Origin of the sequence: Pseudothermotoga sp. (assembly GCA_025060105.1) — a bacterium.
Lineage (GTDB): Bacteria > Thermotogota > Thermotogae > Thermotogales > DSM-5069 > Pseudothermotoga_A.
The window spans coordinates 40348-66039 of the sequence record JANXCS010000006.1 but is presented as its reverse complement, the minus strand read 5'-3'; the positions used below and the strand labels follow the sequence as shown (position 1 = coordinate 66039).

Annotated in this window: 28 protein-coding genes, 1 tRNA gene and 1 other RNA gene; 6 read left to right on the top strand and 24 right to left on the bottom strand. The window is 45.1% G+C overall.

What is annotated here, in order from left to right; all coding sequences use genetic code 11:
• Positions 1-11: 11 nt before the first annotated feature.
• The 4 genes from NZ875_06820 to NZ875_06805 all read right to left on the bottom strand — a co-directional run bounded on the left by NZ875_06820 (position 12) and on the right by NZ875_06805 (position 3985).
• Positions 12-677: a GntR family transcriptional regulator gene (locus NZ875_06820; GenBank protein MCS7175449.1), complete on the bottom strand. Its 666-nt coding sequence runs from the start codon at positions 675-677 to the stop codon at positions 12-14.
• 170 nt (positions 678-847) lie between these two features.
• Positions 848-2239 (bottom strand): FAD-binding oxidoreductase, encoded by a 1392-nt coding sequence (locus tag NZ875_06815; protein MCS7175448.1) that lies wholly within the window; start codon positions 2237-2239, stop codon positions 848-850.
• Positions 2223-3188, bottom strand: coding sequence for an electron transfer flavoprotein subunit alpha/FixB family protein (locus tag NZ875_06810; protein ID MCS7175447.1), 966 nt, complete (start codon positions 3186-3188; stop codon positions 2223-2225). Before NZ875_06810 ends, NZ875_06815 begins: the two co-directional genes overlap by 17 nt.
• Positions 3188-3985 carry an electron transfer flavoprotein subunit beta/FixA family protein gene (locus NZ875_06805; protein ID MCS7175446.1) on the bottom strand — a complete coding sequence of 266 codons (798 nt, stop codon included), beginning with the start codon at positions 3983-3985 and terminating at the stop codon, positions 3188-3190. Before NZ875_06805 ends, NZ875_06810 begins: the two co-directional genes overlap by 1 nt.
• 100 nt (positions 3986-4085) lie before the next feature.
• On the opposite strand from NZ875_06805, the gene nagZ reads away from it, so the two are divergent.
• From nagZ to NZ875_06790, 3 genes are read left to right on the top strand one after another with little or no spacing between them, the layout of a single operon-like run.
• Entirely contained in the window at positions 4086-5588 is a 1503-nt protein-coding gene (nagZ, locus tag NZ875_06800; GenBank protein ID MCS7175445.1) for a beta-N-acetylhexosaminidase, read from the top strand.
• A complete protein-coding gene (gene murQ, locus NZ875_06795; GenBank protein ID MCS7175444.1) occupies positions 5585-6484 on the top strand; it encodes an N-acetylmuramic acid 6-phosphate etherase in 900 nt (299 codons plus the stop codon). Before nagZ ends, murQ begins: the two co-directional genes overlap by 4 nt.
• A gap of 2 nt (positions 6485-6486) precedes the next feature.
• Positions 6487-7233 carry a GntR family transcriptional regulator gene (locus NZ875_06790; GenBank protein ID MCS7175443.1) on the top strand — a complete coding sequence of 249 codons (747 nt, stop codon included), beginning with the start codon at positions 6487-6489 and terminating at the stop codon, positions 7231-7233.
• Here the strand turns inward: NZ875_06790 and NZ875_06785 are convergent.
• The 12 genes from NZ875_06785 to rpmB all read right to left on the bottom strand — a co-directional run bounded on the left by NZ875_06785 (position 7210) and on the right by rpmB (position 15651).
• Positions 7210-7713 (bottom strand): DUF5317 domain-containing protein, encoded by a 504-nt coding sequence (locus NZ875_06785; protein ID MCS7175442.1) that lies wholly within the window; start codon positions 7711-7713, stop codon positions 7210-7212. The genes NZ875_06790 and NZ875_06785 overlap by 24 nt on opposite strands.
• Positions 7710-8552, bottom strand: coding sequence for a pantoate--beta-alanine ligase (gene panC / locus NZ875_06780; GenBank protein ID MCS7175441.1), 843 nt, complete (start codon positions 8550-8552; stop codon positions 7710-7712). The genes NZ875_06785 and panC overlap by 4 nt, the downstream gene beginning before the upstream one ends.
• 15 nt (positions 8553-8567) lie before the next feature.
• Positions 8568-8656: transfer RNA gene (locus NZ875_06775), tRNA-Ser, on the bottom strand.
• 8 nt (positions 8657-8664) lie between these two features.
• Positions 8665-9825, bottom strand: coding sequence for an iron-containing alcohol dehydrogenase (locus tag NZ875_06770; GenBank protein MCS7175440.1), 1161 nt, complete (start codon positions 9823-9825; stop codon positions 8665-8667).
• 39 nt (positions 9826-9864) lie between these two features.
• Positions 9865-10353 (bottom strand): hypothetical protein, encoded by a 489-nt coding sequence (locus tag NZ875_06765; GenBank protein ID MCS7175439.1) that lies wholly within the window; start codon positions 10351-10353, stop codon positions 9865-9867.
• Entirely contained in the window at positions 10350-11393 is a 1044-nt protein-coding gene (locus NZ875_06760) for a zinc-binding dehydrogenase (GenBank protein ID MCS7175438.1), read from the bottom strand. The genes NZ875_06765 and NZ875_06760 overlap by 4 nt, the downstream gene beginning before the upstream one ends.
• Positions 11394-11437: 44 nt before the next feature.
• Complete coding sequence (locus NZ875_06755; GenBank protein ID MCS7175437.1) at positions 11438-12697, bottom strand: ABC transporter substrate-binding protein; 1260 nt, start codon at positions 12695-12697, stop codon at positions 11438-11440.
• Entirely contained in the window at positions 12694-13272 is a 579-nt protein-coding gene (gene coaE / locus NZ875_06750; protein MCS7175436.1) for a dephospho-CoA kinase, read from the bottom strand. Before coaE ends, NZ875_06755 begins: the two co-directional genes overlap by 4 nt.
• Complete coding sequence (locus NZ875_06745) at positions 13269-13499, bottom strand: hypothetical protein (GenBank protein ID MCS7175435.1); 231 nt, start codon at positions 13497-13499, stop codon at positions 13269-13271. Before NZ875_06745 ends, coaE begins: the two co-directional genes overlap by 4 nt.
• On the bottom strand, positions 13496-14851 hold the full coding sequence (locus NZ875_06740; GenBank protein MCS7175434.1) for a glucose-6-phosphate isomerase: 1356 nt from the start codon (positions 14849-14851) through the stop codon (positions 13496-13498). The genes NZ875_06745 and NZ875_06740 overlap by 4 nt, the downstream gene beginning before the upstream one ends.
• Before the next feature lie 12 nt (positions 14852-14863).
• A complete protein-coding gene (locus tag NZ875_06735) occupies positions 14864-15376 on the bottom strand; it encodes an adenine phosphoribosyltransferase (protein MCS7175433.1) in 513 nt (170 codons plus the stop codon).
• Positions 15377-15450: 74 nt separating this feature from the next.
• Positions 15451-15651: a 50S ribosomal protein L28 gene (gene rpmB / locus NZ875_06730; GenBank protein ID MCS7175432.1), complete on the bottom strand. Its 201-nt coding sequence runs from the start codon at positions 15649-15651 to the stop codon at positions 15451-15453.
• A 101-nt stretch (positions 15652-15752) separates the two neighbouring features.
• On the opposite strand from rpmB, the gene NZ875_06725 reads away from it, so the two are divergent.
• Complete coding sequence (locus NZ875_06725) at positions 15753-16286, top strand: GNAT family N-acetyltransferase (GenBank protein ID MCS7175431.1); 534 nt, start codon at positions 15753-15755, stop codon at positions 16284-16286.
• A 304-nt stretch (positions 16287-16590) separates the two neighbouring features.
• Here the strand turns inward: NZ875_06725 and NZ875_06720 are convergent, their stop codons facing one another.
• Positions 16591-17109 (bottom strand): DUF996 domain-containing protein, encoded by a 519-nt coding sequence (locus tag NZ875_06720; protein MCS7175430.1) that lies wholly within the window; start codon positions 17107-17109, stop codon positions 16591-16593.
• 99 nt (positions 17110-17208) lie between these two features.
• On the opposite strand from NZ875_06720, the gene ffs reads away from it, so the two are divergent.
• Positions 17209-17473: signal recognition particle sRNA large type (gene ffs, locus NZ875_06715), an RNA gene on the top strand.
• Positions 17474-17509: 36 nt separating this feature from the next.
• Here ffs and NZ875_06710 read toward each other — a convergent pair.
• From NZ875_06710 to NZ875_06690, 5 genes are read right to left on the bottom strand one after another with little or no spacing between them, the layout of a single operon-like run.
• On the bottom strand, positions 17510-18484 hold the full coding sequence (locus NZ875_06710; protein ID MCS7175429.1) for an ATP-binding cassette domain-containing protein: 975 nt from the start codon (positions 18482-18484) through the stop codon (positions 17510-17512).
• Positions 18481-19467, bottom strand: a complete 987-nt coding sequence (locus NZ875_06705) for an ABC transporter ATP-binding protein (GenBank protein MCS7175428.1) — start codon at positions 19465-19467, stop codon at positions 18481-18483. The genes NZ875_06710 and NZ875_06705 overlap by 4 nt, the downstream gene beginning before the upstream one ends.
• The gene (locus NZ875_06700; protein ID MCS7175427.1) at positions 19467-20318 is read right to left on the bottom strand and encodes an ABC transporter permease; all 852 of its coding nucleotides are present in this window, start codon (positions 20316-20318) and stop codon (positions 19467-19469) included. Before NZ875_06700 ends, NZ875_06705 begins: the two co-directional genes overlap by 1 nt.
• A gap of 5 nt (positions 20319-20323) precedes the next feature.
• Positions 20324-21241 (bottom strand): ABC transporter permease, encoded by a 918-nt coding sequence (locus tag NZ875_06695; protein MCS7175426.1) that lies wholly within the window; start codon positions 21239-21241, stop codon positions 20324-20326.
• 47 nt (positions 21242-21288) lie between these two features.
• The gene (locus tag NZ875_06690; protein MCS7175425.1) at positions 21289-22836 is read right to left on the bottom strand and encodes a glutathione ABC transporter substrate-binding protein; all 1548 of its coding nucleotides are present in this window, start codon (positions 22834-22836) and stop codon (positions 21289-21291) included.
• Between the two features lie 127 nt (positions 22837-22963).
• On the opposite strand from NZ875_06690, the gene NZ875_06685 reads away from it, so the two are divergent.
• Positions 22964-23689: a radical SAM protein gene (locus tag NZ875_06685; protein ID MCS7175424.1), complete on the top strand. Its 726-nt coding sequence runs from the start codon at positions 22964-22966 to the stop codon at positions 23687-23689.
• An 11-nt stretch (positions 23690-23700) separates the two neighbouring features.
• Here NZ875_06685 and NZ875_06680 read toward each other — a convergent pair whose 3' ends face one another.
• Entirely contained in the window at positions 23701-24573 is an 873-nt protein-coding gene (locus NZ875_06680) for an ATP-dependent Clp protease proteolytic subunit (protein ID MCS7175423.1), read from the bottom strand.
• A gap of 13 nt (positions 24574-24586) precedes the next feature.
• Positions 24587-25690 (bottom strand): M24 family metallopeptidase, encoded by a 1104-nt coding sequence (locus NZ875_06675; protein ID MCS7175422.1) that lies wholly within the window; start codon positions 25688-25690, stop codon positions 24587-24589.
• Positions 25691-25692: the final 2 nt, after the last annotated feature.

The following is a 25692-nucleotide window of genomic DNA, read 5'->3' as shown; positions in this document are numbered from 1 at the left end:
GTGCAACCTCCTCATGCACGTTTCATGATCAACGAATAATAGCTGTCAACAACAGATTTGAGCGTTTCACGCAGATGCTTTCTCATGAGCTCTTCCACTCTGGTTTCATCGTTCGACAGTATGGCTTCGATGATTTTCACATGATCATCCCTCGATCTCTTCTCTATCTCTACAGATCTTTTAGTTATGTTTCTGGTCATGTTCGTGAGTAATCTGAGTTTTTCGTAAAATTTCTTGAGAATTTTGTTCCCACTGTACTCAATCAAAAGATCATGAAGTTGTCTTCCCAGTGCCACACCTTGTGCGGGATCTTTATCTATATCGACGAGCTTAAGATTTTCTTTCAATTTGTTGAGTTTCTCAATCAGCTCAGGTTCCCTTCTGCGGCACGCGAGGCGAGCTGCAGCTCCTTCGATCGCTTCCCTAGCTGTGTATATCTCTACAAAATCTTCTAGACTGAGCTTCTTGACCGTGTAACCTTTCTTACCGTTGAGCTCAATGAGACCGTCTTCCATCAACATACGTAGAACTTCCCTTATTGGAGTCCTACTCACTTTGTAAATCTCTGTGAGCTTTCTCTCAACTATCCACTCGCCGGGTTTAATTTCTTCATTCAAGATCTTTTCGCGAAGATCAAGATAAATCTTTTCTTTCAGATCGCCAAGATCTCTACGCATAAGGTACCTCCATGGTATACCTTTTTAATACCAAAGTTAGGTTATCAATTCACACCCACCAAGATCAAGTTTCTTTACTCAATATTTTTCGGTCTGTTCAGTTGGCTTTTGGGCTGATATTCTCTAATTCTTCTTTTTGCTCACGAAATCTTCTGCTCTCTCAAGTTTTCTCAATCAGGAAAGATTTTTCCAGGATTCAAGATATTGTTAGGATCGAAGAGGTTTTTGAGCTTCTTCATCAGTTCCAATTCTGTTTCGCTCAGAAACATTCGCAGATATTTCTTTCGTTTCAGCCCAATCCCATGTTCGCCAGTCAAACTTCCTTCGAGCTCTACCGTGACCCTATAAAGTTCCTTCAAAGCATCTTCAAGTGAATCGTTCCAAGACTCGTCGTTCACCTCGTCAGGTTTCAGAAAAGTGACGTGAACATTCCCATCACCAACGTGTCCGAAGTTCAGCACTTCCAATCCTTCATTGCGGGCGATTTCGTAAGTCGACACAATCAATTTAGGCATGTTGGCTATGGGAACTACTACATCCTCCATGCAATGCTTTGGTTTGAACGCGATGATACCTTCGGCTATGGCTTTTCTGAACCGCCATATTTTCATCCGTTGAGTCCTGTTGTCGGCGATGTACACTTCCATGGCGTTCATCTTAATAAGTTTTTCTCCGAGTTCTACGTATTCTTTGACCAAGTTTTGTTTGTCTGAAGATTCGAGCTCGAAGATGAGATGGCATTCTGCCTCAGGGTTTGGAATATTCTCATTCAAAAACCTCGAGGCTATCTCACTGGAAGGTTTGTCCATGAACTCTATGGAAGCAGGAAGAACACCGGATTGTGAAAGCACTTTCGGTACACACTTCACCGCTTCTTCCACAGTTTGAAAAGGTGCAAGTAGAACGGCTGCGTACTTCGGTTTTGGTATCAACCTGAGTGTGATTTTCGTCACAATACCGAGGGTTCCCTCACTGCCGACGAACAATTTCACCATATCGTAACCTGTCACATTCTTGAGTGTTTTACCACCGAAATGAGCGATATCACCCGTTGGAAGAACGACTTCAATTCCAAGCACATGAAAACCAGTGGGTCCATATTTTATAACTTTTGTCCCACCCGCGTTCTCAGCCACGTTCCCCCCTATGGAAGAACTCTCACTGCTGGCAGGATCGCCTGCATAGTATAAGCCGTGTTCTTCTGCGATCTTTTGTATCTCACCAGTGATCATCCCAGGCTCAACTGTTATGGTCATGTTCTCCTCGTCGAACTCGATCACCCTGTTCATCCTCTCGAGTGAAAGGATGACAGCCCCTCTCAACGGCACAGCACCACCCGATAGTCCCGTACCAGCTCCACGGGGAACCACAGGAATCTTCCTTTGATTTGCCCACCTCAAAACCTTTGACACTTGTTCGGTATCAGTTGGAAAAACCACCGCTGAAGGCATTTGCCATTCGATACCACTGGTTTCATCGTGGGAGTACTTCTCAAGCTCTTCAGGATCACATTTGACATTTTCAACGCCAACTATTTCTGCAAGCTCATTCATTAATTCCATCCATATCACGCTCCAATTGCTTTATGAGCTCACTCAGTGCCCAACATGCGTCTGCCACGATGCCTATGTCTGCGATCTTGAAAATGGGTGCGTATTTGTCTTTATTGATCGCAACAATAATTTTTGATGTCTGCATGCCTGCAAGATGCTGAACTGCTCCCGAGATACCAACAGCCATGTAAATCTTAGGCTTGACAGTTTTACCACTCAGTCCCACTTGATGATCGTGAGAAAGCCATTTCGCATCCACAACAGCTCTCGAAGCTCCCACTGCGCCTTTCACAAGTTTCGCAAGTTTGAAAGCCAGCTCGACGTTTTCCTTCTTGCGAAGACCTTTACCTACCGAGACAATGATTTCGGCTTCTTCAAGCCTAGCACCAGCTTCTTTGGACTCTACAGAAAGAAGTTCACATCTGTCATACACATCGTCGATCTTTTCCTCCAAAATGATGGTGTTTCTCTCATCGCATTCGCTCATCTCAAACACACCGGGTCTAACCGTCGCCATCTGTGGTCGGTGCGATGGCGTCATTATAGTCGCCATGACGTTTCCACCTATCGCTGGTCTGGTTTGAAGGAGGTTCCCGTCTGCGTCGATATCGAGATCGGTGCAATCGGCAGTCAAACCGGTGCGAAATATCGCTGCCAACGCGGGCATCAAGGTCCTTCCAAAGGTTGTCGCTGGTGCCAAAACGATCGAAGGTGAGTACTTTTCAATGATTTTGCTCGATGCCGAAAGGAATGGATCGATGGAGAACCTTTTGAATCTCTCATGTAATGCCAAGATGATCAAGTCAGGCCCAAAACGTTTCAGATTTTCTACTCCATCTTTCGAGCAAGACATCAATAAAAAAGCGAGTTTAGTGGAAACTTTATCCGCAAGCTTCCTCGCCTTGGAGATTAATTCAAAACTGTTGCGATCCACCCTGTGGTTGAGGACAAAGATCATCACAAGCCACCTTCCAGTGACAGTTTGATGAGTTCTAAAACGCGTTCGATCCCCCGAACGACTTCTCTGTCTGAATACAACTTGCAAGAACGAGAGACCTTGGTATTGAACACTTTCACAACACGGGTAGGAGAGCCCTTCAATCCAACCTCTTCAGGCTCGAGCCCAACGTCCTTGATTCCATAGGTTTCAATATTAGAATTCATTGCTCTCTTCTTTCCCCCCAAGGTGGGTAATCTTGGTTCTGCAACACTTTTCAACACGCACAAACAAGAAGGTAATGGAACTCTCCAAATTTCATGGGCATCTTCCACAGAACGTTTCACAATCACTGAACTTGTACCAACTTCGACGAGTTCTGAAACATAAGTCAAAACGGGTAAACCCAACAATATCGCCAACTCCACACCGACTTGACCAGTTTCACCGTCGGTGGACTTTTCTCCACATAAGAGAAGGTCGAAATCGATCTTAAGGTTGCGAATCGTTCTTGCAAGGGCCAGGCTCGTCACCCAGGTGTCTGAACCTGCGAGTGCGGGATCACTCAGAAGAATCGCTCTATCTGCGCCGAGTGCCACAGCGTCTTTCAGCACATCGATCGTGTTCATTGGTCCCATGCTTAAAACAACCACTCTTCCTCCCACTCTTTCTTTCAGAGACACTGCCAACTCCAGTGCGTGAGCATCGAGTGGATTCATCGTGATATCGAGGCCCTCTCTGATCATTGCTCCTGTGACTGGATCTATTTTCACTTTTTCTGTGTCTGGAACCTGTTTTAAGAGCACAAGAAAGTTCACAGTGAATACACCTTCCTTGTCTTTATTTTATACCATTTAAAAACTCAATGTAAGGACAACAAATTCAATGGGTGTATAATCAAAGAGCGAGGTGGTTTGAATGGACCTCGATGGAATGGTCGGTCAGCTTTTTTTGATAGGTATCAAAGGCAAAGAAGTCGACGAAGAGACGTTGAAAGTGTTGAGAATCGTCAAACCAGGATTCGTGATCCTCTTCGCAAGAAACGTGGAAAGACCGAAACAAGTGCTCAATTTGGTGAAGCAAGTTAGATCAGTGCTGGGTAACGATGTCATCTTCGCTGTGGATCAAGAGGGAGGTATTGTGACACGCTTCAGAGAAGGTTTCTCCGTTTCTCCCGGAGCGATGGCCATCGCGGCTACCGACAACGAGGGCAACGCCTACAAGGTTGCGAAAGTTTTGGCTCGTGAAATGAGGGCTGTTGGTGTGAGTTGGAATCTCGCACCAGTGGTTGATATCAACGATAATCCGAACAATCCTGGAATTGGAGTGAGGAGTTTTTCGGACAGAGCCGAGATTGTTGCCAAATTCGCGTTACGCTTTTACGAAGGGTTAAAAGAAGAAAACGTGGCAGCCTGCGCGAAGCATTTTCCAGGCAAAGGAAGCGTTTCTTTGGATGCACACTTGGAGATGCCAACACTCGACAAAAGTCTTGAACAACTCGAAAAGTGGGAGCTCATTCCTTTCAAACTGCTGATCGAGGAAGGTATAGACACCATCATGCCCTCGCACATATACCTTCCAAAGCTTCAACCAACCAAACAACCCGCCACAGTATCGTTTGAAATCGTGACAGAGCTTCTGAGAAAGAAGCTCGGATACACTAAAATAGCTGTTGCGGACGATCTTCTAATGGGTGGTATCGTGAAGAACATGACGGTGGAAGAAGCGGTTGTGAGGTCCTTCGAGGCCGGTATCGACGTCTTAACGGTTTGTCACGAACCTGAAGCTCAGATTTCAGCGAAGAAAACTTTGTTGAAAAAGATAGAGCAAGAGCCGATTTTACAAAAAAGGCTCATGGAATCTTTGGAGAGGATTCGTTGGTTCAAAGAAAAGTTTTCGATCAAACAGTTGCCTGAGGAAATACATTTCGGTGTGGAACACGAAAAAACCATGCAGGAAGTGGCAGAAAGTTCAATCACTCTCGTCAGCGATCGAGATGGCATGCTACCGCTGAAGCTGAACAAACATGATCATGTGTTCACCGTCAAATTGAGTAGATTGGTTCAAGTTCAAGAATCCGATGTAGGTATTCCTTGGGTAGCGAAGGAACTCTCGAGGATGTTCAACAGCAAACTTTCCACTTTGGAGGAGGGAACGGAGATCGTAGAGGGAGAAAAATGTGTTGTCTTCACTGAAAATGCACACCTTTCGAGTTGGCAGAAGGAACAACTGTATCGTGTACGCAAGAATTTCAAGAAAGTTTTGATGGTCGCTCTTCGCAACCCCTATGATTGTTGCTTGATAGAATCTTCCAGCGTTTGCACCTATGGTTACGAAATGGTCTCTCAAAGAGCTCTCATGAGAGTGTTACTCGGTGAAATAAAACCTGCCGGAAAACTTCCTGTGGAGGTGTATCGATGAACGAACACAAACCGATCACAGAGATGAGGAATCCAAAATCTTTTGGTATTGACAGCAAGAACACGGCTGAAATTTTGAAAATTATAAACGAAGAAGATGCTTTGGTTGCTCTGGCTGTGCGCGAAGCGTTACCACAGATAGAGAGACTGGTTGAAACATGCATCGAAGTTCTGCGATCGAACGGAAAAGTTTTCTACGTCGGTGCTGGAACCAGTGGAAGGATAGCTTTCATGGATGCCGTGGAACTCGTGCCAACTTACGGTATTTCAGAGGATGTATTCGTCCCAATCATCGCTGGAGGTTTCGAAGCATTACGCAGATCGATCGAAGGAGTTGAAGATTCAGAAGAAGAAGGAAAAAAAGATCTTTTGAATCACGGCATCAGCTCGAAGGATCTAGTCATTGGCATAGCTGCAAGTGGAAGTACGCCTTATGTGAGAGGAGCTCTTTCCTTGGCAAGGCAACTTGGTTGTAAGACTGCCCTGATCTGCAACGTGGACAAGCCACCGTTGGGTCATCTTGCGGACATAGTTGTGTCAGTCGTCACCGGACCTGAGGTAATAACCGGCAGTACACGTATGAAAGCTGGAACGGCACAGAAAATGGTTCTGAACATGTTCAGTACAGCTGTGATGATAAAACTCGGCAAGGTGTATGACAATTTGATGATAGATGTGCTCGTTCTGAATGAAAAACTGAGAAGAAGAGCAATAGATATGATTGTACAACTAGCAAAAACGGATGAAGAAACTGCTAAAATAACCCTTGAAAAGGCAAATTTCAATGTCAAACTTGCCGTGCTGCATTTGATTTCGAAGAAGAGTTTTGAAGAATGTCAAAAGGTTCTCAGTGTTCAACCGAATTTGAGGAAAGCGATCACAATGTTGGGGGGATGAATGTGGAAGAATATCCTGTTCCTCTGTATTATCGAGTTTATAAGGATCTGAAACGTAAGATTCTGGACGGAGAGTACAGACCTGGTGACAGAATCCCACCAGAGATCGAGTTAGTGAGAACATTCGGCGTGAGTAGATTGACCGTTCGCCGAGCATTGGATGAACTCAAGTCTGAAGGTCTCATAACTAGGCACAAAGGTAAAGGAACATTCATCGTTGGTCGTAAAGAAGAAGAGGCAATGAACGTTTTGAAAGGCTTCACCGACAAGGCAAAGGAAGAAGGGTTCAGTGTCAAATCACACGTCTTGGACAACAAACTCATTGAAGTCCCAGCGGAATTGTGTGGTATCTTTGGCCTCGAACAAGGCACCATGGTTGTATTACTCAGGCGCGTGAGATTTCTGAACGATGATCCCGTTGCTATAGAGAGTGCTTATTTGAACCCCGCGGTGGATGTGAGGATATTGAACATATTGAAAAAAGACATGTCAAAAGAATCCCTCTATGAATTCCTTAGGAACGAACTGAAGATACCACTGATCAGAGCAATGGAGGAACTCGAACTCACACAAGTCTCTACTCCTGATGCTAAACATTTGGGAATTCAACCTGGGACGTGCGCCTTGTTGAGAAAGCGTTACACTTATACAACGAATGGAAAATGTGTTGAGTTCGTGCGCTCTATTTACAGAGGAGATAAATACAAGTTCAAGATGGAACTCAGATCAGAAGGCGCGTTTGAAAGGTGAGCTCTCTGACTTGGTGAGCATGAATACGACCAAACCTATATAAACGAACACATCTCCAATACTGATCAGAAACTTTCTACACCAAGGTGTATAAGCAGGTATTATATCGCCGATCAGCAAAATGACATTGAATCTTTCCAACAATGTATGCTTGATGCTCGGTGTCAGGCCCATGGCGGCTGCCAGAGGACCATAGACTGGCATTCTCCCACCACCGAGCATGATGGCAACAAAGTTCAAAGCCGAGCCGAAAAATATGTACTTGAAACCTTCTATCTTCCAGTTGATCACAAGAAGGAAGAACAAGATTGAATAGGAAGCTATCATCATTAAAACTCTGTTTTCAACTTGTAGGAACTGTAAGATGAAAGGCAGAGGGAAGAGATAGACTAACCTTATTTTCGTTTCGTGAAGGTGATACAGTCTCTTTTTGAATATAAGAGATAAAAGCAGCGAAACGATGAAAACATCCAGTATCATCCAAGTATCGTGTTGTCAATCAAGCGGGCCTTCCCGACCCAGGCGGCCACGGCGACCAGAACCTTTCCATCCAACTGTCCCACAGGTTGAAGTGTTTCTTCATCAACGATTTCCACATAGTCCACTTTGACAAGATCGTATTTCGCAAAATGTTCCAACATCTTTTGTTTGATTCTTTCAGCGTTTCTCTCACCTGACTGGTAAAGTTGTTCGGCGATCTTCAACGATTGATACAACGCCAAAGCTTGCTTTCTTTCTTCACCAACTAGATAAACGTTTCTCGAACTCATGGCTAATCCATCTTGTTCTCTCACTATGGGACATTCTATAACCTCAACGTCCATGTTGAGATCTTTAACCATTCTGCGTATAATCCTGAACTGTTGAGCATCCTTTTGCCCAAAATAAGCACGGTGTGGTTTCACAATGTTGAACAGCTTCGTGACGATGGTGCATACACCTTTGAAATGAGTTGGACGAGATTTACCGCACAGGTATCTCGACAGGTTCTCTTCGATCACGTACGTCGAATAGTTTTTTGGATACATCTCTTCCACGGTCGGCACGAATACATAATCGACGTTCTCCTTTTCCAACATCGATAGGTCTCTTTTCAAATCGCGAGGATAATTCGCGTAATCTTCATTCGGCCCGAACTGAGTTGGATTGACGAATATGCTGACAACGACCGTGTCGTTCTCACTGCGGCAACGTCTTACTAAAGACAAATGTCCTTCATGCAGATAGCCCATCGTTGGAACGAAACCGATCCACTTTCCTGCGCTTCTATGCGATTCAGCTAGACGCTTCATATCCACGACTTTTTCAACGACGAACATGCTATCACCTTCTTCTGGCGGAGGCGGTGGGACTCGAACCCACAAGGGCCTCACGGCCCACCGGTTTTCGAGACCGGCTCCTTAGCCAGTTCGGACACGCCTCCTCAAATCCTTAAAATGCGAGTTCCAAAATCTTTTTCACATCGCTTCTGTCCAATTTTTTGAGCTGACCAAGAGTTCTACCAGATCTGAAGACGTTTTCTACTATTTTGTCCAGATCAGAAGATGGAATGTTCACATCCCTCAGGGATACCGGAGCTCCCATTCTTCTCAGCCAAGATTTGAAAGCTTCTATTCCATCCAATGCTGCAGTTTCACCATCGCTAGTTATCGAGAAAACTTTCTTGGCGAATCTGATGAACTGTTGGGGTTTTTGCCTCCAAACATGCTTCATCCAAGCAGGAAAAACGATCGCGAGTCCCGCACCGTGAGCTATGTCATAGATAGCACTCAAAGAATGCTCTATTCTGTGACAAGCCCAATCTCCACCGCGTCTGCCTGCCGCGGTCAAACCATTCAGCGCCAATGTCGCGCTCCATGCGAAGTTTGCCCTCGCTTCATAGTCGTTTGGATCGTTCAACAATTTCTCCGTACACACCATAATAGTTCTTATCAAAGCTTCACTGAGTTCGTCTTGAGCTAGAGCGTCTGAACCATCAAAGTAATATTCCAGAATGTGCGCGATTGCGTCCACAGCGCCGTAAACAGTTTGTTCTTTAGGCAAACTTGCTTGAACCGAAGGATCAATTATCGAAACTTTCGGATACAACGCTTTTGAACTGACGGCAAGTTTTTCTTGCGTCTTCTCGTTGGTTATCACGGCGTTTCCATTCATTTCAGTTCCGGTGGCCGAGATCGTCAAGATAGCGAAAACAGGCAAGGCTTTTTCAACTTTATATTTACCGACGAAAGCATCCCATATATCACCAGCATAAACAACGCCTGCCGCAACAGCTTTAGCAGAGTCTATGACGCTACCACCGCCGATTCCCAGTATAGCTTCGACTTTCTCTTTTCTGGCGATCTCCACCGCTTCGTGTACTTTTGAAAGCACGGGATTGGGTTTGATACCCCAAACTTCAACCCAGGATATCTGGCCCTTTTTGAGAGACTCTGTTGCAAGATCGTAGACTCCATTCTTCTTTATGGAACCACTACCACACAACATCAAGACTTTTTTCAACCCGGCAACCTTGATTTCTTCGCCGATCTTTTCTATAGTTCCTTTCCCAAAAATGAGTTTAGTTTCGTTATGGAACACGAAGTTTTCCATCGATCACACCTCGCAAAGCAAATTATACACGAAAGAGTGCTACACATCAATGATTGAATCATCACTAGTTGTTACTCTGTACTTGGCATCGTAATTATAAAATCTCTTGAAGTACTCTTCGACCAAAAGTTTCGCAAGCTGTTCCCTGTTTAAAAGCTTGATCTTCTCATAAGAAACCAAGCAAACCAAATCATGTGGACCATTCTGAAGGATGATCAACTCATCGCCAGGCAGAGTTACATCTACGATGGCGAGCTTATCTTTCCCCAAAAGAAGTTCAATTTCATTGAAATTTTTGATCTTTCCAAATTCAACACCTTCGCCAAAGAAGGCTTCTACACTCTCTTCATCAAAGATGGCGAGTGAGAGCAACATCTTAGGTGTCTCACCTTCGTAAACATAGAGACACACGTTGAAGGTTCCAGAGTGAAGAGAATTGAGAAACGGCTCTTTAGATGACGTTTTCGATTGTTGATTTTTAACGTTTTCGTTTTGGTAGTGAACTGTGAAACTGTCGAGCAGTGTCATTTTTCACCATACCTTTCTAAGAAGAGTTCGTAGAGTTTTGGATTTTCTCTAACAATCTTCAATGCAAACTCGGCATGATTCTTCGCATAACCATTACCTATGATCATGTCCACATCTTTACCTATACCCTCGGCACCGAGTGCCGCTTTGGTGAAACTCGTCGCCATAGAGAAGAAATAAACTTTCCCTCTCTCTCTAGCGCACAATATTGAAGTCATCTCAGTATCTGGCACGTTCACCACGTTGATCACAACGTCCGCGAGTCTTCCACGAGTGATTTGAAGGAATTTCTCGTAAGAACCAACAGCTTCCTGTGCATCGGAGACAAAAACATCGTCCACGAAGCCCAGTTTCTCCAACTCACTCACGGATCTTTCTGAGTGTACCAGCGCCACAACTTTACCAGTTGGCCCTGCATATTTTTTTGCTACGTAGCAACAGAGCACCCCAGATTTACCACCAGCACCAATAACTAGCACCAAATCGGAGGGCGAGACGAGCCTCGCCGTTTGGATCGGAGCTCCCGCCACATCGAGTATCGCGAGCGCCACAGACTCAGGCATATCTTCAGGCAGTCGAGCAAAAACCCCGGTTTCGAAAAGTATCGCTTCACCTTCGACATCAACTTGATCTCTATCTAGATAAACTTTCTTTATCTTTTTCAAGTTCAATGGTGTTAAACTGAGCGAGACAAGTGTTGCTATTTTATCACCAACTTTCACATCCACATTTAGATCTTTTCCGATCATTTTCACTATGCCTATGAGCATACCACCGGAACCTGTCACGGGATTATGTAACTTACCACGTTCTCGAACGATCTGCATGATCCTCTCAGCGATTTTTTTCTCATCTAATCCCACTTCGTTCTTTATCTGAGTGAAAGAAGCTGCATCCACATTCAATTTGATCACTTCTATCAACATTTCGTTATCGTACAACTTCGTTGTGTCATTATCCAGTTTCCACGCAGGCTGAGGTAGTTTTCCCTTCGGTTCGACCACTCTATGCCTCCCGAATGGATCTCCCCTCACACTCATCCCTCCGAAATCAAAACGGGGGCCTTGAGCCCCCGTCACGTTCCTTACATACCTTCCTTTGCGAGTTCTCTCTTTATCTCTGCCTCCGCCCAAGCTAAACCTTCTTCTACAGTTTTCTTCCCGTACAGCACGTCACTCACCATAGTACCAACGATATTCCTTATTTCAGCCCAAACACCAATCTGCGGGTCAAAAACACCGTACGGAAGTTGAATCAATGGTACCTGCGCCGCTGGGTCTTCCGCAACATATTTCTTCCAAATGGCAGTCTCCGTCGCACTCTTTCTGACAGGTAGATATCCAGTCTTGACAGCCCAATATGCCGTGATCTCTGGGGATATCAGAAACTTCATGAATTCCCAAGCTGCTCTTTTCTCTTCAGGCTTTGCAGTGCTGAACATGATCACGTCTGTACCTGCGAACTGAACGTTGCGTGTTTTCCATACAGGCACTGGTGCCCAAGTCCAACCATGCTTACCCTTCGAAGCAGAATCGACGTAAGGTTTACTCGCCACCGTTTCGATGAACATGGCTATTTTTCCTTCACCGAATGGTCCATCCAGATAACCACCCTGTACCAGAGCGTATTTATCCTTTAAATCGAGCAAAAATTGAAGAGCCTCTCTAGATTCTGGACTGTTGATCGTCACTTTCCATTTACCGTCTGGACCTTTTTGGAGTATCGAGCCTCCATTCAAAGCCAGGAAAACTTGGAAATGGTCCACTGTAGATCTGAATCCAAATCCGTACTGATCGATCTTTCCATCGTTGTTGAAATCCTCCGTCATCAATATCGCGGCTCTCTTCAACTCACCTATGGTCTCCGGTATCTTTAGCCCAGCGAGTGCAAGTGCGTCCGTGTTCACGTACAGCACGTAGATACTCTTGTTGAAAGGCACAGCATAGATCTTATCGCCCCACATGCAGTTCAACCTCATAGGTTCCCAGATGTCTTCCCACTCCGCTTTGGACAAGCCTATCTTCGGATCGTTCACATAAGCGTTCAGTTGTTCGACAATACCAGAGTAAATGAGTTTTGCGGTCCAGTTCGAATAAGCTTGAGAGATCGTCGGAAGTCCTCCGGCCTGTGCAGCGGCAAGCAGTTTCTGCTGTAGAGCAGAATAGGTTCCGATGTATACGGCTTCGACTTCGATATCCGGACGTTGCTGATTGAAGAAATTGACGATTTCCTGCAAAGTTTGACCGTGTCCTCCGCCCATCGCATGCCAGAACGTGACCTTAACCTTTGCTAAAGCGAACGCTACGAACAGTACAATCGACAAAATCACCAGAAACTTTCTCATGAACCGACACCTCCCTTAAGTAATTGTTTGTAAATGTGAATTACTTTTTCTCTGAGAGACTCAATGTCCGAATCGTTTTCGACGATGAAACCTTCCTCAGAAATATCTCTCTGAGCGAAAAGTCTTTTTTTGATCTCAACTTCTGTGAGCCCTTTTGCTCTCAATCTCTCGATGATTTTTTCATCATCACACTTGACAGTGATTATGGCATCACACAGTTTGTCAAGTCCTATCCTTTTCAAAATTGCTGCGTCCAGCACGACTACACCCGACATGCTCTCCAATCTTTTTGAAACTCGTTCTCTGATTAAAGGATGTACGATCTTCTCGAGCGCTTTGAGCTTTTCCTCATCATCGAAAACTATCCTTCCTAGCTTTACTCTGTCGATTTCATCACCCGAGAAGATTTCTGAGCCGAAAAGTTGTCTCAACTCCTCTTTCACTGATTCATCCTGCAACACTTCGTGTCCAATCTTATCAACATCGATGACACTGGCTCCAAATTGCTTGAGCATATTTGCAACGGTGCTCTTACCACTCCCTGTTCTTCCAGTTAATCCAACTACAAGCTTCAGTAAAGCTTCTCTCCTTTGCCAAGTAATGGCAGAAGTTGGTTGAATTCCTCTTCCGTCACAACGATGAGAACTGGTTCTTCACCGACTTCTCGGTAAAACTCAATAAATTTCTTTTCAACATCAGTTTCTTCATCGACCACGACCACATAAACGTTCTCTCCAAGAGGACCTTCTTCAACGTGGTAGAGACTCCTCGGCTTGAATATTTCGACGATTTTCTTGGTCATTCGATCACAACCTTCTTCGTTGGTTCTGGAAATTTCATCTCTTCAAAACCTTTTCTTCCCATCAGAGAGTAAGTGATCTGCTTACCCAACTCAACACCGGGTTGATCGAACGGATCGATCTTCAAAAGTTTCCCCATGAGTGTCGTAGTGAACTCGTAGTACATGAAGAACTGACCAAGCTCGTAAGCGTTGATCGATGGAAAGATTATCCTCATACTCGGCCGTCCATTGAAGGCTAAAGATCTCTCCGTTCCAAGCAATTCATTTTTGAGCAACTCCGAGAGTTTCTTATCATTAAGATAGGCGATTTCCTCATCTTGATGGATAGAGGGTATCAGAACCTCTCTGTCAAATTTTTCAACCTCAATGAACGTGATGGTTTTATCGTCTGGTCCTTCATTGTAAAGTTGAAGCTGTGAATGTTGATCAACCACGCCAAGGGCTTTTATAGGTGTTAGACCTTCATACACGATCTCCCCTGTGAGCGAATATTTCTTCCCCAAGCTTTCAGCCCACAGTTGTCTAAACCAATCAGCCAGTGTGTATAACCGATTCGAATATGGCATCATAACCGTGATCCGTCTACCTTTGAGCTTGTGCAAATAATAACAAGCGGTCATCATTGCCGAGGGATTCTTCCAAACGTCCAACACAACGCACTTCATGTAAGCATCCTTAGCTCCATCCACCAGAGCTTTCACGTCGATTCCTATAGCCATCGCTGGGAAAAGCCCCACTGCCGAGAGGACACTGAATCTACCACCCAGTTCCGGTGGTATATCCAAAGCGACTATCTTGTCACGCTCTGCGATCTTTCTGAGTAAACCCTTCTTTGGGTCCGTTGTGAACACGATGTGCTCCGATGGTTTCAAACCTTTGATCTCAAGCAGACCCCTGATGATTTGATAGTGTGCAAGGCATTCCGCCGTTGAGCCTGACTTCGAAACCACATTGAAAACGGTGGTGCGAAGATCTATGCGATCCAACACAGAAGCAGTATAATCTGGATCAACATTTTCCAGGAAAAAGATCCTCAGATAACCTCCGCGCTCCGCCTTGGATAGATAATTCCAGTCGAAAGGTTTCAACGCACTGGCTAAAGCGGCAGTTCCAAGACTGGAACCACCTATGCCTATGACCACGAGACTATCGAAGTTCAGAATCCATTCTCTCAAATCTTCCAAAGATTCCATCAGATTGCGATCGAACAGGATCTTAACGAACGAAGGCTTTTCGCGCGCCGTTTCTTCCACTATCTGACTAAGAACAGGTTGCAACCTGGCAATATCTTCTTCATTGATGCCATCTTTCACGTTAGGCTCGAACATGAAGCTGAAATCGAATTTGAGCATGAAGCTCACCCCTCAATAGGTGAGGACAGATCGAACGTCGTAGTTCCTCAACTTCTCTCTCGGGTTCAAATAGGTCAGTTCTATGAGAAAACACATTCCCACCACTTTACCACCCACACTTTTTACTAAGTCGGCTATAGCCGATGCTGTGCCACCCGTTGCCAGAACATCGTCCACGATGATCACACTTTGACCATTTTGGATGGCATCCGAATGCATATGAAGCTGTGCGCTTCCATACTCGAGAGCGTACTCAACAGAGACAGTTTCGTAAGGGAGCTTCCCCGGTTTCCTCACAGGTACGAAACCTTTGCCAAGTCTGTAAGCCAAAGTCGCACCGAAAATGAATCCACGAGCTTCGGGAGAAACTATGAGATCGAAGTTCAAACCATGCATAGTTCTAGTCATTTCATCGATTGCCCTTTGGAAAGCCGCAGGATTTCTCAACAAAGGTGTGACATCTCGAAATATGATACCTTTTGTGGGAAAATCAGGAATATTTCTGATGAAAGCTTTCAGATCCACTCTGCTCACCATCCTTTTTCAAATCTCACAACTACATTTTAGCAAAAATAAAATCGCGCGGAAAATCCGCGCGATCAAACTACTGCTGCTTTCTTCACTTTTCCTGCTTTCAAGCATTTGGCACACACCTTCATCGTTTTGATCGTTCCATCCTCCAGTATCACCTTCACTCTTTGAACGTTTGGCCTGAACATCCTTGGTGTGTGCCGGTTTGAATGGCTCACATTCTTACCAGCCACGGGTTCTTTGCCACAGATCTCGCACCTTTTTGCCATGTCGCATACCCCTTTCCTTTCGACCGACACAATATTACCAAATCGATGTGAAGATTTCAAGTTTTGACGTAGAATTATGTTATCAAAAGCGAGGGATGAGTATGATTCTTAAAGGAAAAAGAGTCATCTTGAGGCCTGTCGAAATTTCAGACATCGATAGGCTTTTGAACATCAACGATGAAGAAGTCAGACAGTACCTTTTGAGTGTTTTCCCATTGAACAGGCTCAGAGAAGAAGAATGGATAAAAAATCTTTATACGAGCCAAAAAGACGTTGTATTCGCGATTGTTCCAGTAGAATTAGGCCAACTCGTTGGCACCACGGGTTTGCACAACATTGACTGGGTGAACAGGTGTGCCGAATTCGGCATAGCCATAACGGAGAGAAATTTCTGGGGCCTCGGGTTGGGAACGGAAGCAACTGAGCTCACTTTAAAATACGCTTTTGAGTATCTCAACCTCAACCGTGTTCAGTTACGAGTGTACGAATACAATCCACGTGCAATCCATGTTTATGAAAAATGTGGTTTTCTGAAGGAAGGCATCCTGAGAAAGGCAAGATACTTGAAAGGGAGATACTACGATGTGATCATGATGGGTATACTCGCCGAGGAATATTTCGCTAAGAAATCTTGATCCTTTGAAAGACTTATTCATCCAAGGTATTATAAAAACTGGATTTGAACTACCACTTACTACTTATAGAAATATCTCTCTAAAGTTTGGGAAGCGCTACTACAAAAGTGATGTTATTGAATTTACCAAAAGGTTAGACTGAGGGCTCAATATGTAGACAACACCCTTCGTTCAAACGTTGAGTCACCTTTGAGAGCGCTCCCCATTAATATATGTATGGAGATGCGTATTGACGAATGGAAACAGTTCTGTGACGATTCGTCACCTCGAAAAGCTTACCGTTGAGTAAAATGGGACACAGCCCTCATTGTACAGGTTGTTTTTGTTCCATGGAAAAGAAACCAACGGTTGCAACGATCACACCAACCAGCATGAGTATGGCTCCGACACCAAAGACTATGAGCAGAATCGCCCCCCATTTATAAAGTTTCGCAACCGTGTTGAAAATGTTCATCTTTGTAACTTCAGCCAACAGTCTGTACGCTTTCACGTAAGAAACTAAGCTCACGATCAGAATTATTACTGCTGCGACTATGAGGACTATCATCGAAGCGCTTAAACCCGCCAAGCTCCTCATCATGATACTGGCAATGGCGCTTGCCATCGTGATCAAAGTGATGATTGTGGCTATGAAGCCGAGGATCACAGGAATCAGAAACAGTTGAAAGATCCTTTTTTCATTTGTAATCTCAGAAATCTTATAGATACCCACAAGGAACAACACTAAGCCGATTATTGCGAATACCCAACCCGCCATCGGTATCAATGCGAGTAAATAAGAGGAAACTAGACCAAGACCAGCCAAGAAACCTGCTTGCTTCATGCCCATCACCCCCCATGTTCGAAGAATCTTAGTTCAATCTTATCACAAATTGTTAATTTTCGAGCTGGGGAGGAATTTTAGTATATAATATCTGCGGTGCCACGGTAGGCGGGGGGCTGGCGGTCCCCTGTACCCGAAATCCGCCATACGCGGGGCCGAAGTCCCACCGGAGGCGGTTCATGTCGAGACACAGACCAAGTGGAAAGCGAAGAAAGCTGGGGCCTGTGCAACGGTGCGCCGTGAACCTGGTCAGGTCCGGAAGGAAGCAGCCATAAGCGGTTGCACCGTGTGCCGCAGAGATACCTGGCTGGAGCTGGAAGCTTGGTTATGCCTCGGTTTGAACTAGTCGAAGGTGGGTCCGTGGCACCATTTTTACCAAAAAAGAGCGGCTATATGCCGCTCATCGATGAATCTCATTGTGGTACAAGAAGCACGCCACTGAATGTTCTTCCCTGATCGGTGATAATCTCGGTCTGAATTCTCTGCATTCTTTCATCCTTGAAGCACATCTCTCAAAGAATGGACAACCAGTTGAGATGTTCGCTAAAGATGGTACTTCACTGACATCGATGGAAAACTTCATTCTCTTTTTTGGATCTGGCACAGGTATGGAGCTGAACAATAGGCGGGTGTATGGATGTAACATCCCATTTATGACATTTTCTGCCGCGCCCATTTCAACGATCTGTCCCAAATACATCACAGCGATCCTGTCACTCAAAAATTGAATGATGGAAAGATCATGAGATATGAAAAGATAGGTCAATTTCAACTTCTGTTTCAACTCTTTCAAGAGGTTCGCTATTTGTGCTTGAACGGAGACATCCAAAGCACTGGTTGGTTCGTCCAGAACGATGAACTTCGGTTTGGTTATTATCGCTCGAGCGATGGCGATTCTCTGTCTCTGACCTCCGGAGAACTCGTGTGGAAATCTCCCAAGATGTTCCGATTTGAGTCCAACACTCTCCAGAGTGGAGATTATCAGGTCCTTTTCTTCAGATTTTGGAACAACTTTGTGTATACGCAAAGGTCTCGCGAGGATATCGTAAACAGTCATGCGTGGATTCAACGATGAGAAAGGATCTTGAAAAACAATTTGCATGTTCCTTCTAAAGTGTCTGAATTGTTTTTCCTTCAAGTCAGTGATGTCCGTTCCGTTGAAATGAATCCTTCCTCCGTCAGGTTCATAGAGTCTTATGACTGTGCGACCGAGTGTGGTCTTTCCGCAACCTGACTCTCCAACGATCCCAAGGGTCTCTCCCTCTTCTATCTCAAAAGAAACATCGTTGATCGGTCTGATCACGTGTCTACCACCGAAAAATCCAAGCTTGATCGAAAAGTCCTTGATGAGTCTTTCAACCCGCAGAAGCTTCATTTATTACCACCACCGTTGTACGGATTGAAGCATGCTACCAAGTGATGTTCACCGAAAAGTTTGGGTGCCTCAACGTCGCAAACACCTCGTACAAGCCTTTCACACCTGGGGTGAAAACGACAACCGGAGGGAGGGTTGATCAAGTTGGGGACACTGCCTTCGATGATTTTGAGTCTTTCGACCTTACGATCGATGGGAGGTATCGCGTTGAGGAGTCCTCGCGTGTAAGGATGCATTGGCTGATTGAAAATTTCCTTTATTTCAGCGATTTCAACGACGTACCCGGCATACATGACAACAACTTTGTCACAAATCTGGGCAACTATTCCAAAGTTGTGCGTTATTATCATCACACTGAGTTTGAACTGTTCGTTCATCCTTTTGAGTAAACCAAGAATCTGAGCTTGGATCGTGACATCCAAAGCAGTGGTGGCTTCATCGGCGATCAAAAGTTTCGGATTACACAGTAAGGCCATCGCGATCATCACTCTTTGTCTCATACCACCGGAGAGTTGGTGTGGATATTTGTTGAGCAGTGCAACGGGATCTTGCATTCTCACGAGCTTGAACACCTCGAGTACTTTCTCGATGGCCTGTTTTCTGTCGACCTTCATGTGTGTCATGAGAACGTCACACAATTGTTCCCCCACGGTGAACGTTGGATTGAGCGACGTCATGGGCTCTTGGAAGATCATCGCGATCTTTTTTCCACGTATTTCCCTCATTTTTTCCTCGTCGAATGAACTTATTTCCTGTCCTTCAAACCAAATTCTTCCCGAGAGTATCCTCGCAGGAGGGCTCGGTATGAGCTTGAGTACGCTCATCGCGGTTATAGATTTTCCACTACCAGTCTCTCCAACGACTCCAACGATTTCGCCTTCGTTCACACTCAAATTGACATCCTCTAAAGCTTTAACAGTACCCTCCTCCGTGTCGAAATACAATCTCAAATTCTCTATTTTCAAAAGTTCTTTCACGCGCATCACCTGTCCTTCAAGCGGGGATTCAAAGCGTCGTTCAAACCATCACCGAAGAGGTTGAAACCCATCACCGTGAGGAACAGTGCCAAACCCGGAAAGATCCCCAGATGCGGTGCTATTTCGAGATAAACTCTCGCCATGGCAAGGTCTGTACCCCACTCAGCTTCGGGCGGTTTCACTCCAAGACCTAGGAAGCTCAAACCGGAGATGGTGAGCACGGCGGTTGCCATTCTCAGCGTTGCTTGAACGAGCACAGGTGCAAGTGCGTTGGGGAGAATGTATCTCAACATTATTGAAAAATTTGATTCTCCAATCGCTTTGGCAGCTTCGACATATTCTGTGTTCTTTATCATGAGCGTTGAAGCCCGCATTACCCTAGCAAACTGTGGGAAAGAATATATAGCAATGGCAACCACTAAGTTCATCTTCCCGGGACCGAGTGCTGCCACGATGGCTATGGCCAAGAGTATGTCTGGAAAAGCCATGAGTATATCGAGGAATCTCATCAAAATCTCATCTAGTACTCCTCCAAAGTATCCGGCTACGATACCAACGATGGCTCCGAGTAAGAAAGCGATCAGGACCGCGAGGGAAGAAATCGAAAGCGAAGTTCTGGCACCGTAGATCACTCTGCTCAGGACGTCTCTACCAAACACATCGGTACCGAAGAAATGCTTCCAGGAAGGTGCCTCCAAGCTTGCCAGAAGATCTTGTTTATATGGATCTTTAGGAGCAATGAGAGGTGCGAAGAGAGCCACGAAGATTATCATAAAAACCACAGACATACCAAAAACTGCACCCTTGTTTCTCGATATACGCTTCAATACGATCAATAAAGAACTCTTTCTCTTCATAGTCATCAACCCCGCCTCAGTCTGGGATCTATGAAAGCATACAGTAGGTCCACGAGCAAGTTCACCAAGACGAAAGTGGTTGCAATGGTCATGATTCCAACTTGCACAGCTATATAGTCTCTACTGAAGATGGAGTCAACGATGAATCTGCCAAGGCCAGGCCAACCGAAGACGCTCTCAGTGAGTACTGCCCCACCCAGAAGATAACCAAACTGAAGACCTATGACCGTCACGACGGGTATGAGCGCATTGCGTAAAACGTATTTGTAAATGACCTTCCTTTTGGGAAGACCGAAAGCAACCGCTGTTCTCACGTAATCTTGGTTGAGCACCTCCAACATACTCGCACGTGTCATTCGAGCGATGATCGCTGATGCAGCGAGGCCGAGGGTCAGAGCGGGAAGTATTAAATGTTGTACGCCACCCTTTCCGCCTGAAGGTAGCCATCTCAATGTCACCGCGAAGAGTATTATCAAAAGTATTCCAAGCCAGAAAATGGGCATCGAAACACCTACAAGCGAAAAGACCATAGAGAAAGTGTCCAACCAACTGTTCCTTTTCACGGCTGAAAGTATACCGAGGCTCACACCGATCGTGGAAGATATGAGAACACTCACTATAGCGAGTTGGGCTGTGTTAGCGAACCTCGGGAGTATTTCACTCAATATCGGACGTTCTGTTCTTATCGATCTCAGATCGTTCGTCAGGACACCCCTCATGAATCTAAAATACTGTTCGATCAAAGGTCTATCCAAACCGTACTTTATCCTTATGGCCATGATGTCTTCAACTGTGGCACCTTCCCCCGCTATGAGTCGTGCCGGATCACCTGGAATCATGTGCATGATAGAGAAAGAAATGATGGAAACACCGATAATAACAGGTATCAGAAGCAGCAATCTTCTGCCTACAAACCTGAGCAAGACTGATCACCTTCCTTCAAAGAGGGTGGCAAGAGCCACCCTCGTGTTCAGCGATCGATCCAAGCTTCTGCGAGGCTTACCCTTTCGGTAGGATAGAGCTTGACTCCCTGAACTTCTTTTCGCATCACTGCGGCTATGTTCATTTCATAGAGGAAGATCCATGGGGCATCCTGAACGATCAATCTTTGAGCTTCTGCAAAGTATTCAAGTAGCTTCTTTTCGTCTATTTCTACTGCAGCTTTTTCTATGAGCTCGTCGACCTTTGGATTACTGTAGAAATAGTTGTTGTACCGCATCGTACCGGTGGGGCTACCCATCCGGTTCGAAGAATGGAACAGTGGAAAGAGCACTTGATATCCTTCTGCAGTGCCTGGCGCCCATCCTAAAAGAAACATTTGGTAATCCCAGTCTTCCGGCTTTTGTGAGAGGATTTTCGCTACGTAACTACCCCACTCCATCGGTTTGACATCTACATTTATCCCAACCTCTTTGAGCATGCCCTGTATGGCGACTGCAGTTTCGTAATCGTTGAGATATCTTCCTTTCGGTGTGATGAGTTCGAGTTTCAGATTTTCATATCCAGCTTCCTTGAGCAATTGTTTCGCCTTCTGTGGATTGTAAGGATAGCCTCCTGTAGAGAAATAACCATAAGTCATGCTCGAAAGAGGTGAGTCTGAAGGCTTTGCAAGACCCCTCATGAGGACCTTGCAAAGTTTTTCTTTATCAACAGCATAGTTCAAAGCCTGCCTAACCCTCACGTCATTCAATGGGGCTCTTGAAGTGTTTAAACCTATGAAGATCGTCCTGACAGTTGGTATGATCTTGATCTGTAGGGACTTATCCTGTTCAATGGCTGCAACCAACGCTGGGGGTGGATTGTACATAAGATCTGCATCGCCAGCTCTAACTTGATTGACGCGCGAGACATCTTCAGCAACAACTCTAAAGATGATCCTGTCGAGATAGGGTAAACCCTGACGCCAGTAATTTGGGTTTCTGACGAGCTCAACACTTTCGCCAGCTTTCCACTCTTTGAACATGAACGGCCCAGTACCAACGGGATTTCTTGAAAGAACGGCTGTGTCCTGTCCAAATTTGTCGATCATCTGTGGTGAAACGAACCAACCGGTCGATTGAGCCAACCTGTAGAGGATGGCAGAATGCGGTCTGAACAGCACTATCTTCACGGTGAAATCATCCAAAACCTGAACTTCTTTGATGATCCCTTTGAATACTCCAACGTTCCTGAGATTCGCAGAGAATAGATAATCAAAGTTTTTCTTCACAGCATGAGCGTTGAAGTCTACACCATCATGGAATTTGACGTTTTTACGAAGATGAAAGACGTAGGCGGTACCATTGTCGGTGATCTCCCACCTTTCGGCAAGTGCGGGGATGATCCTGAGATTTTCGTCGATGTCCACCAAACCTTCGAAAATGTGCATACCGACGATCGTACTGATGGAATCTGGGATGTTTCCAGGAAGCAGTGTGGTAACATCGACGCCGATGAGGAATCGGAACGTTCCACCGTACTTCGCCGCAAAGATGGCCACGTAGAGAAACACAAAAATCAGCACTGCAAACCTACGCACTAACACTTCACCTCCCCTTAGAAGTTATTTGGCACTTATTGTACCATGCAGAGTGAAACCCTGTCAAGTACTGTCTCTAGGATCACTTGACATCTTCAGAAAAATTCAAGGTTATCACGCCACTGCAATGCAGTGGATTAAAATCTCTTGGGTGATCGTGATGGGCTTTGATCCAATTGAAAGATCTGGTCAAGTCGAATCTTCGGTCATGAGAGGTTTTGAAAGAAAATATTACCGCTTTCGCAGTTCCTCTCACTACGGTGGTATCGTCACTGCAGATACTGTTGGTTGCAATTTGCTGTGTGCTTACTGTTGGAATTACTTTAGAAACGAAAGGCCAACCCACTTCGGCGAATTTTTCTCACCGGAAATCGTGGCGAGTGAATTGAGGAAAATCTCAAGAAAGACTGGATACAAATTGTTTCGAGTCAGCGGTGCCGAGCCAATTCTCGGTGAGATTTCAGCTAGACATGTTGCAGAAATCATCAAACTCACAAATGGTGAATTCATCCTCGAAACGAATGGACTCATGTTCGGTTATAAACCAGAATTGATCGATCTTTTCACTGGTTTGAAAGTTCACGTCAGGTTGAACGTGAAGGGTTGGGATGAGAAAAGCTTCGAGAAGATCACCGGTGCTTCGGGAGAATTTTTTCAATATCAACTCAAAGCAATTGAGAAATTGCAAGGTAAAGTGCACTTTTGGATCGCCATCATGTACGACGTGTTCAGAGAAGTTGGTGTGAAGGAACTGAAAAAGAAACTTTCCTCACCTTGCGAAATCGAGGAAGAAACCTTGAATGATTATTCATTCGTCATTGAAAATATGAAAAAACGAGGAATACAAATCTAAAGATCTCTCGTTCAAAGGCGCCAAAAATCTCTTCTCAATTTTTGACTGCTGGAATTGCCGCCTTCACTGCCTCTGTAAGGTACCGGGATATATTGAACCGAAGGCCTCCTCTGTTCAGTTTGCCTGTAGAGATTCATCAACTCATAGACTTCTTGCGGCATCTGATCGGAAACCGGCAAACCCATTTGTTTCAAGACATCCACCGTGATTGGATAATCGTGTGTCCATTTGCCAGTACACAAATTTTCCGCGAGTTCTTTCGCTCTCTCCTCCCCAACTTTCTCCTTCAAGAGACAAGTCACAAAATCTTTGACCTGTTCCATCGCTTTCTTTGCCACATCTGCGAGTATCAAAGTTTCATCATCCACTTCATTGATGTTCTTCTTCTCCAAAACGCTCAGTATGGACGGTGCTGGATATCCTCCTATCTGTGGATCCAGCGGTCCGAGTACCGCGTTTGGATCCATGATTATCTCATCGGCAGCAAGAGCGATCAAAGTACCGCCAGACATGGCATAGTGTGGTACGAAGACGGTCACCTTACCCTTGTGTTTGATCAAAGCGCGCGCAATCTGCTCGGCTGCCAACACGAGTCCACCTGGAGTATGCAAGATCAAATCGATAGGCATGTCAGGTGGCGTCAATTTTATGGCTCTCAAGATCTCCTCAGAATCCTCAATTGTTATGTACCTTGCGAAGGTTAATCCAAAAAAGCTCACAGATTCTTGCCTGTGTATGAGTGTGATCACCCTACTTTTACGCTTGATCTCCAATTGCCTTATGAGAGCTTCTCTGGCATTCCTCTGAGCATAAGCACGTACGAAAGGTATGAACATGCTGAAAATGAGGACCATCCAAAACAGCTCGAATATGAAGGACGACAAAAACGATCACTCCTCAGATCACAAGGATATCCGGTCTATCGATGAAGCATGAACCTACCTGCAACTTCACCGCAGGCCATCGACTCGTTTCAGGATAAGAAAAGCATTCCAATCCGTTTTCGAGTATCAAGAAAGTATCTTCAGATTTTGTACCCGTGATCGTTGGATTCCAAGCAACCACGTTTCTAGATCTCAACATGTAACCTTCTTCTTCGTTTGCAATGATCTCCCGCGCATTGTAACCGGCAAGACCCCCTTGATGATGCAAGAACCATTCATGAGGTTTGTTCACTGCGATATACGCTCTCTTGATTTCCTCAAAAACTTCGTTCAGCTTAGCACCAGGTTTGGAACTCGCTAAGGCTGATGCCTCAACGTAGCAGTTGTCCCTGTGTTGCTTTATCCAGCGTTCATCCTTACCAAAAAGGATCGATCTGGTGGACGAAAGTATCAAACCCCTCTTCCTAACGCACACACTGACGAAAAGTTTTCTACCGATCTTCACATTCCTCGGAAGATTGTGCCTGTAAAGTTGTGCACTCTCTTCACCGAAAACGAGGATGAGTATGGGCTCGATGCCACGCTCAATGAAAGCTTTTGCGATCTCAGATTGTACCTGCCATTCGGTCATCTCTGGAGAAAACTTCGGCATCACGTTTGAAAAAATCTCATCACAGTTTTTACCGAGCCATCTGTAAGTTTCGATTTCTATCTCGGTGAAAACGAGCCTCAATTCCCTCAGCTTATCGGAGATATTTTTTGAATCGAACATGCCCGTGTCCGATAGGAATTTTTTACCGTGCACGAAGGATCTCAATACATCCCAGAGATCCTTTGACCACATGTACTCGGCAAACTCAACTTCGTTCGCGATGTCTTCGTGTAACTCTTCTCGCTCTATTCGCTTTCTTTCTATGTTGTCTGCGAGTATGTAGATGGAGTCTTCTGCGATCAAAAAATGGACGTTTCCGATTTGGCTGTTGATCGTGACGTAGTTTCTAGCACCGAAGGTTGCCCAAGCGAAGTTGTCACATCGAGATATCAACAAAGCTTCAGCATGCTCATTTTCAATGAGCTTTTTGAGTGCTTCCATTCTCTCCCTGAACAATTTTCTCACCA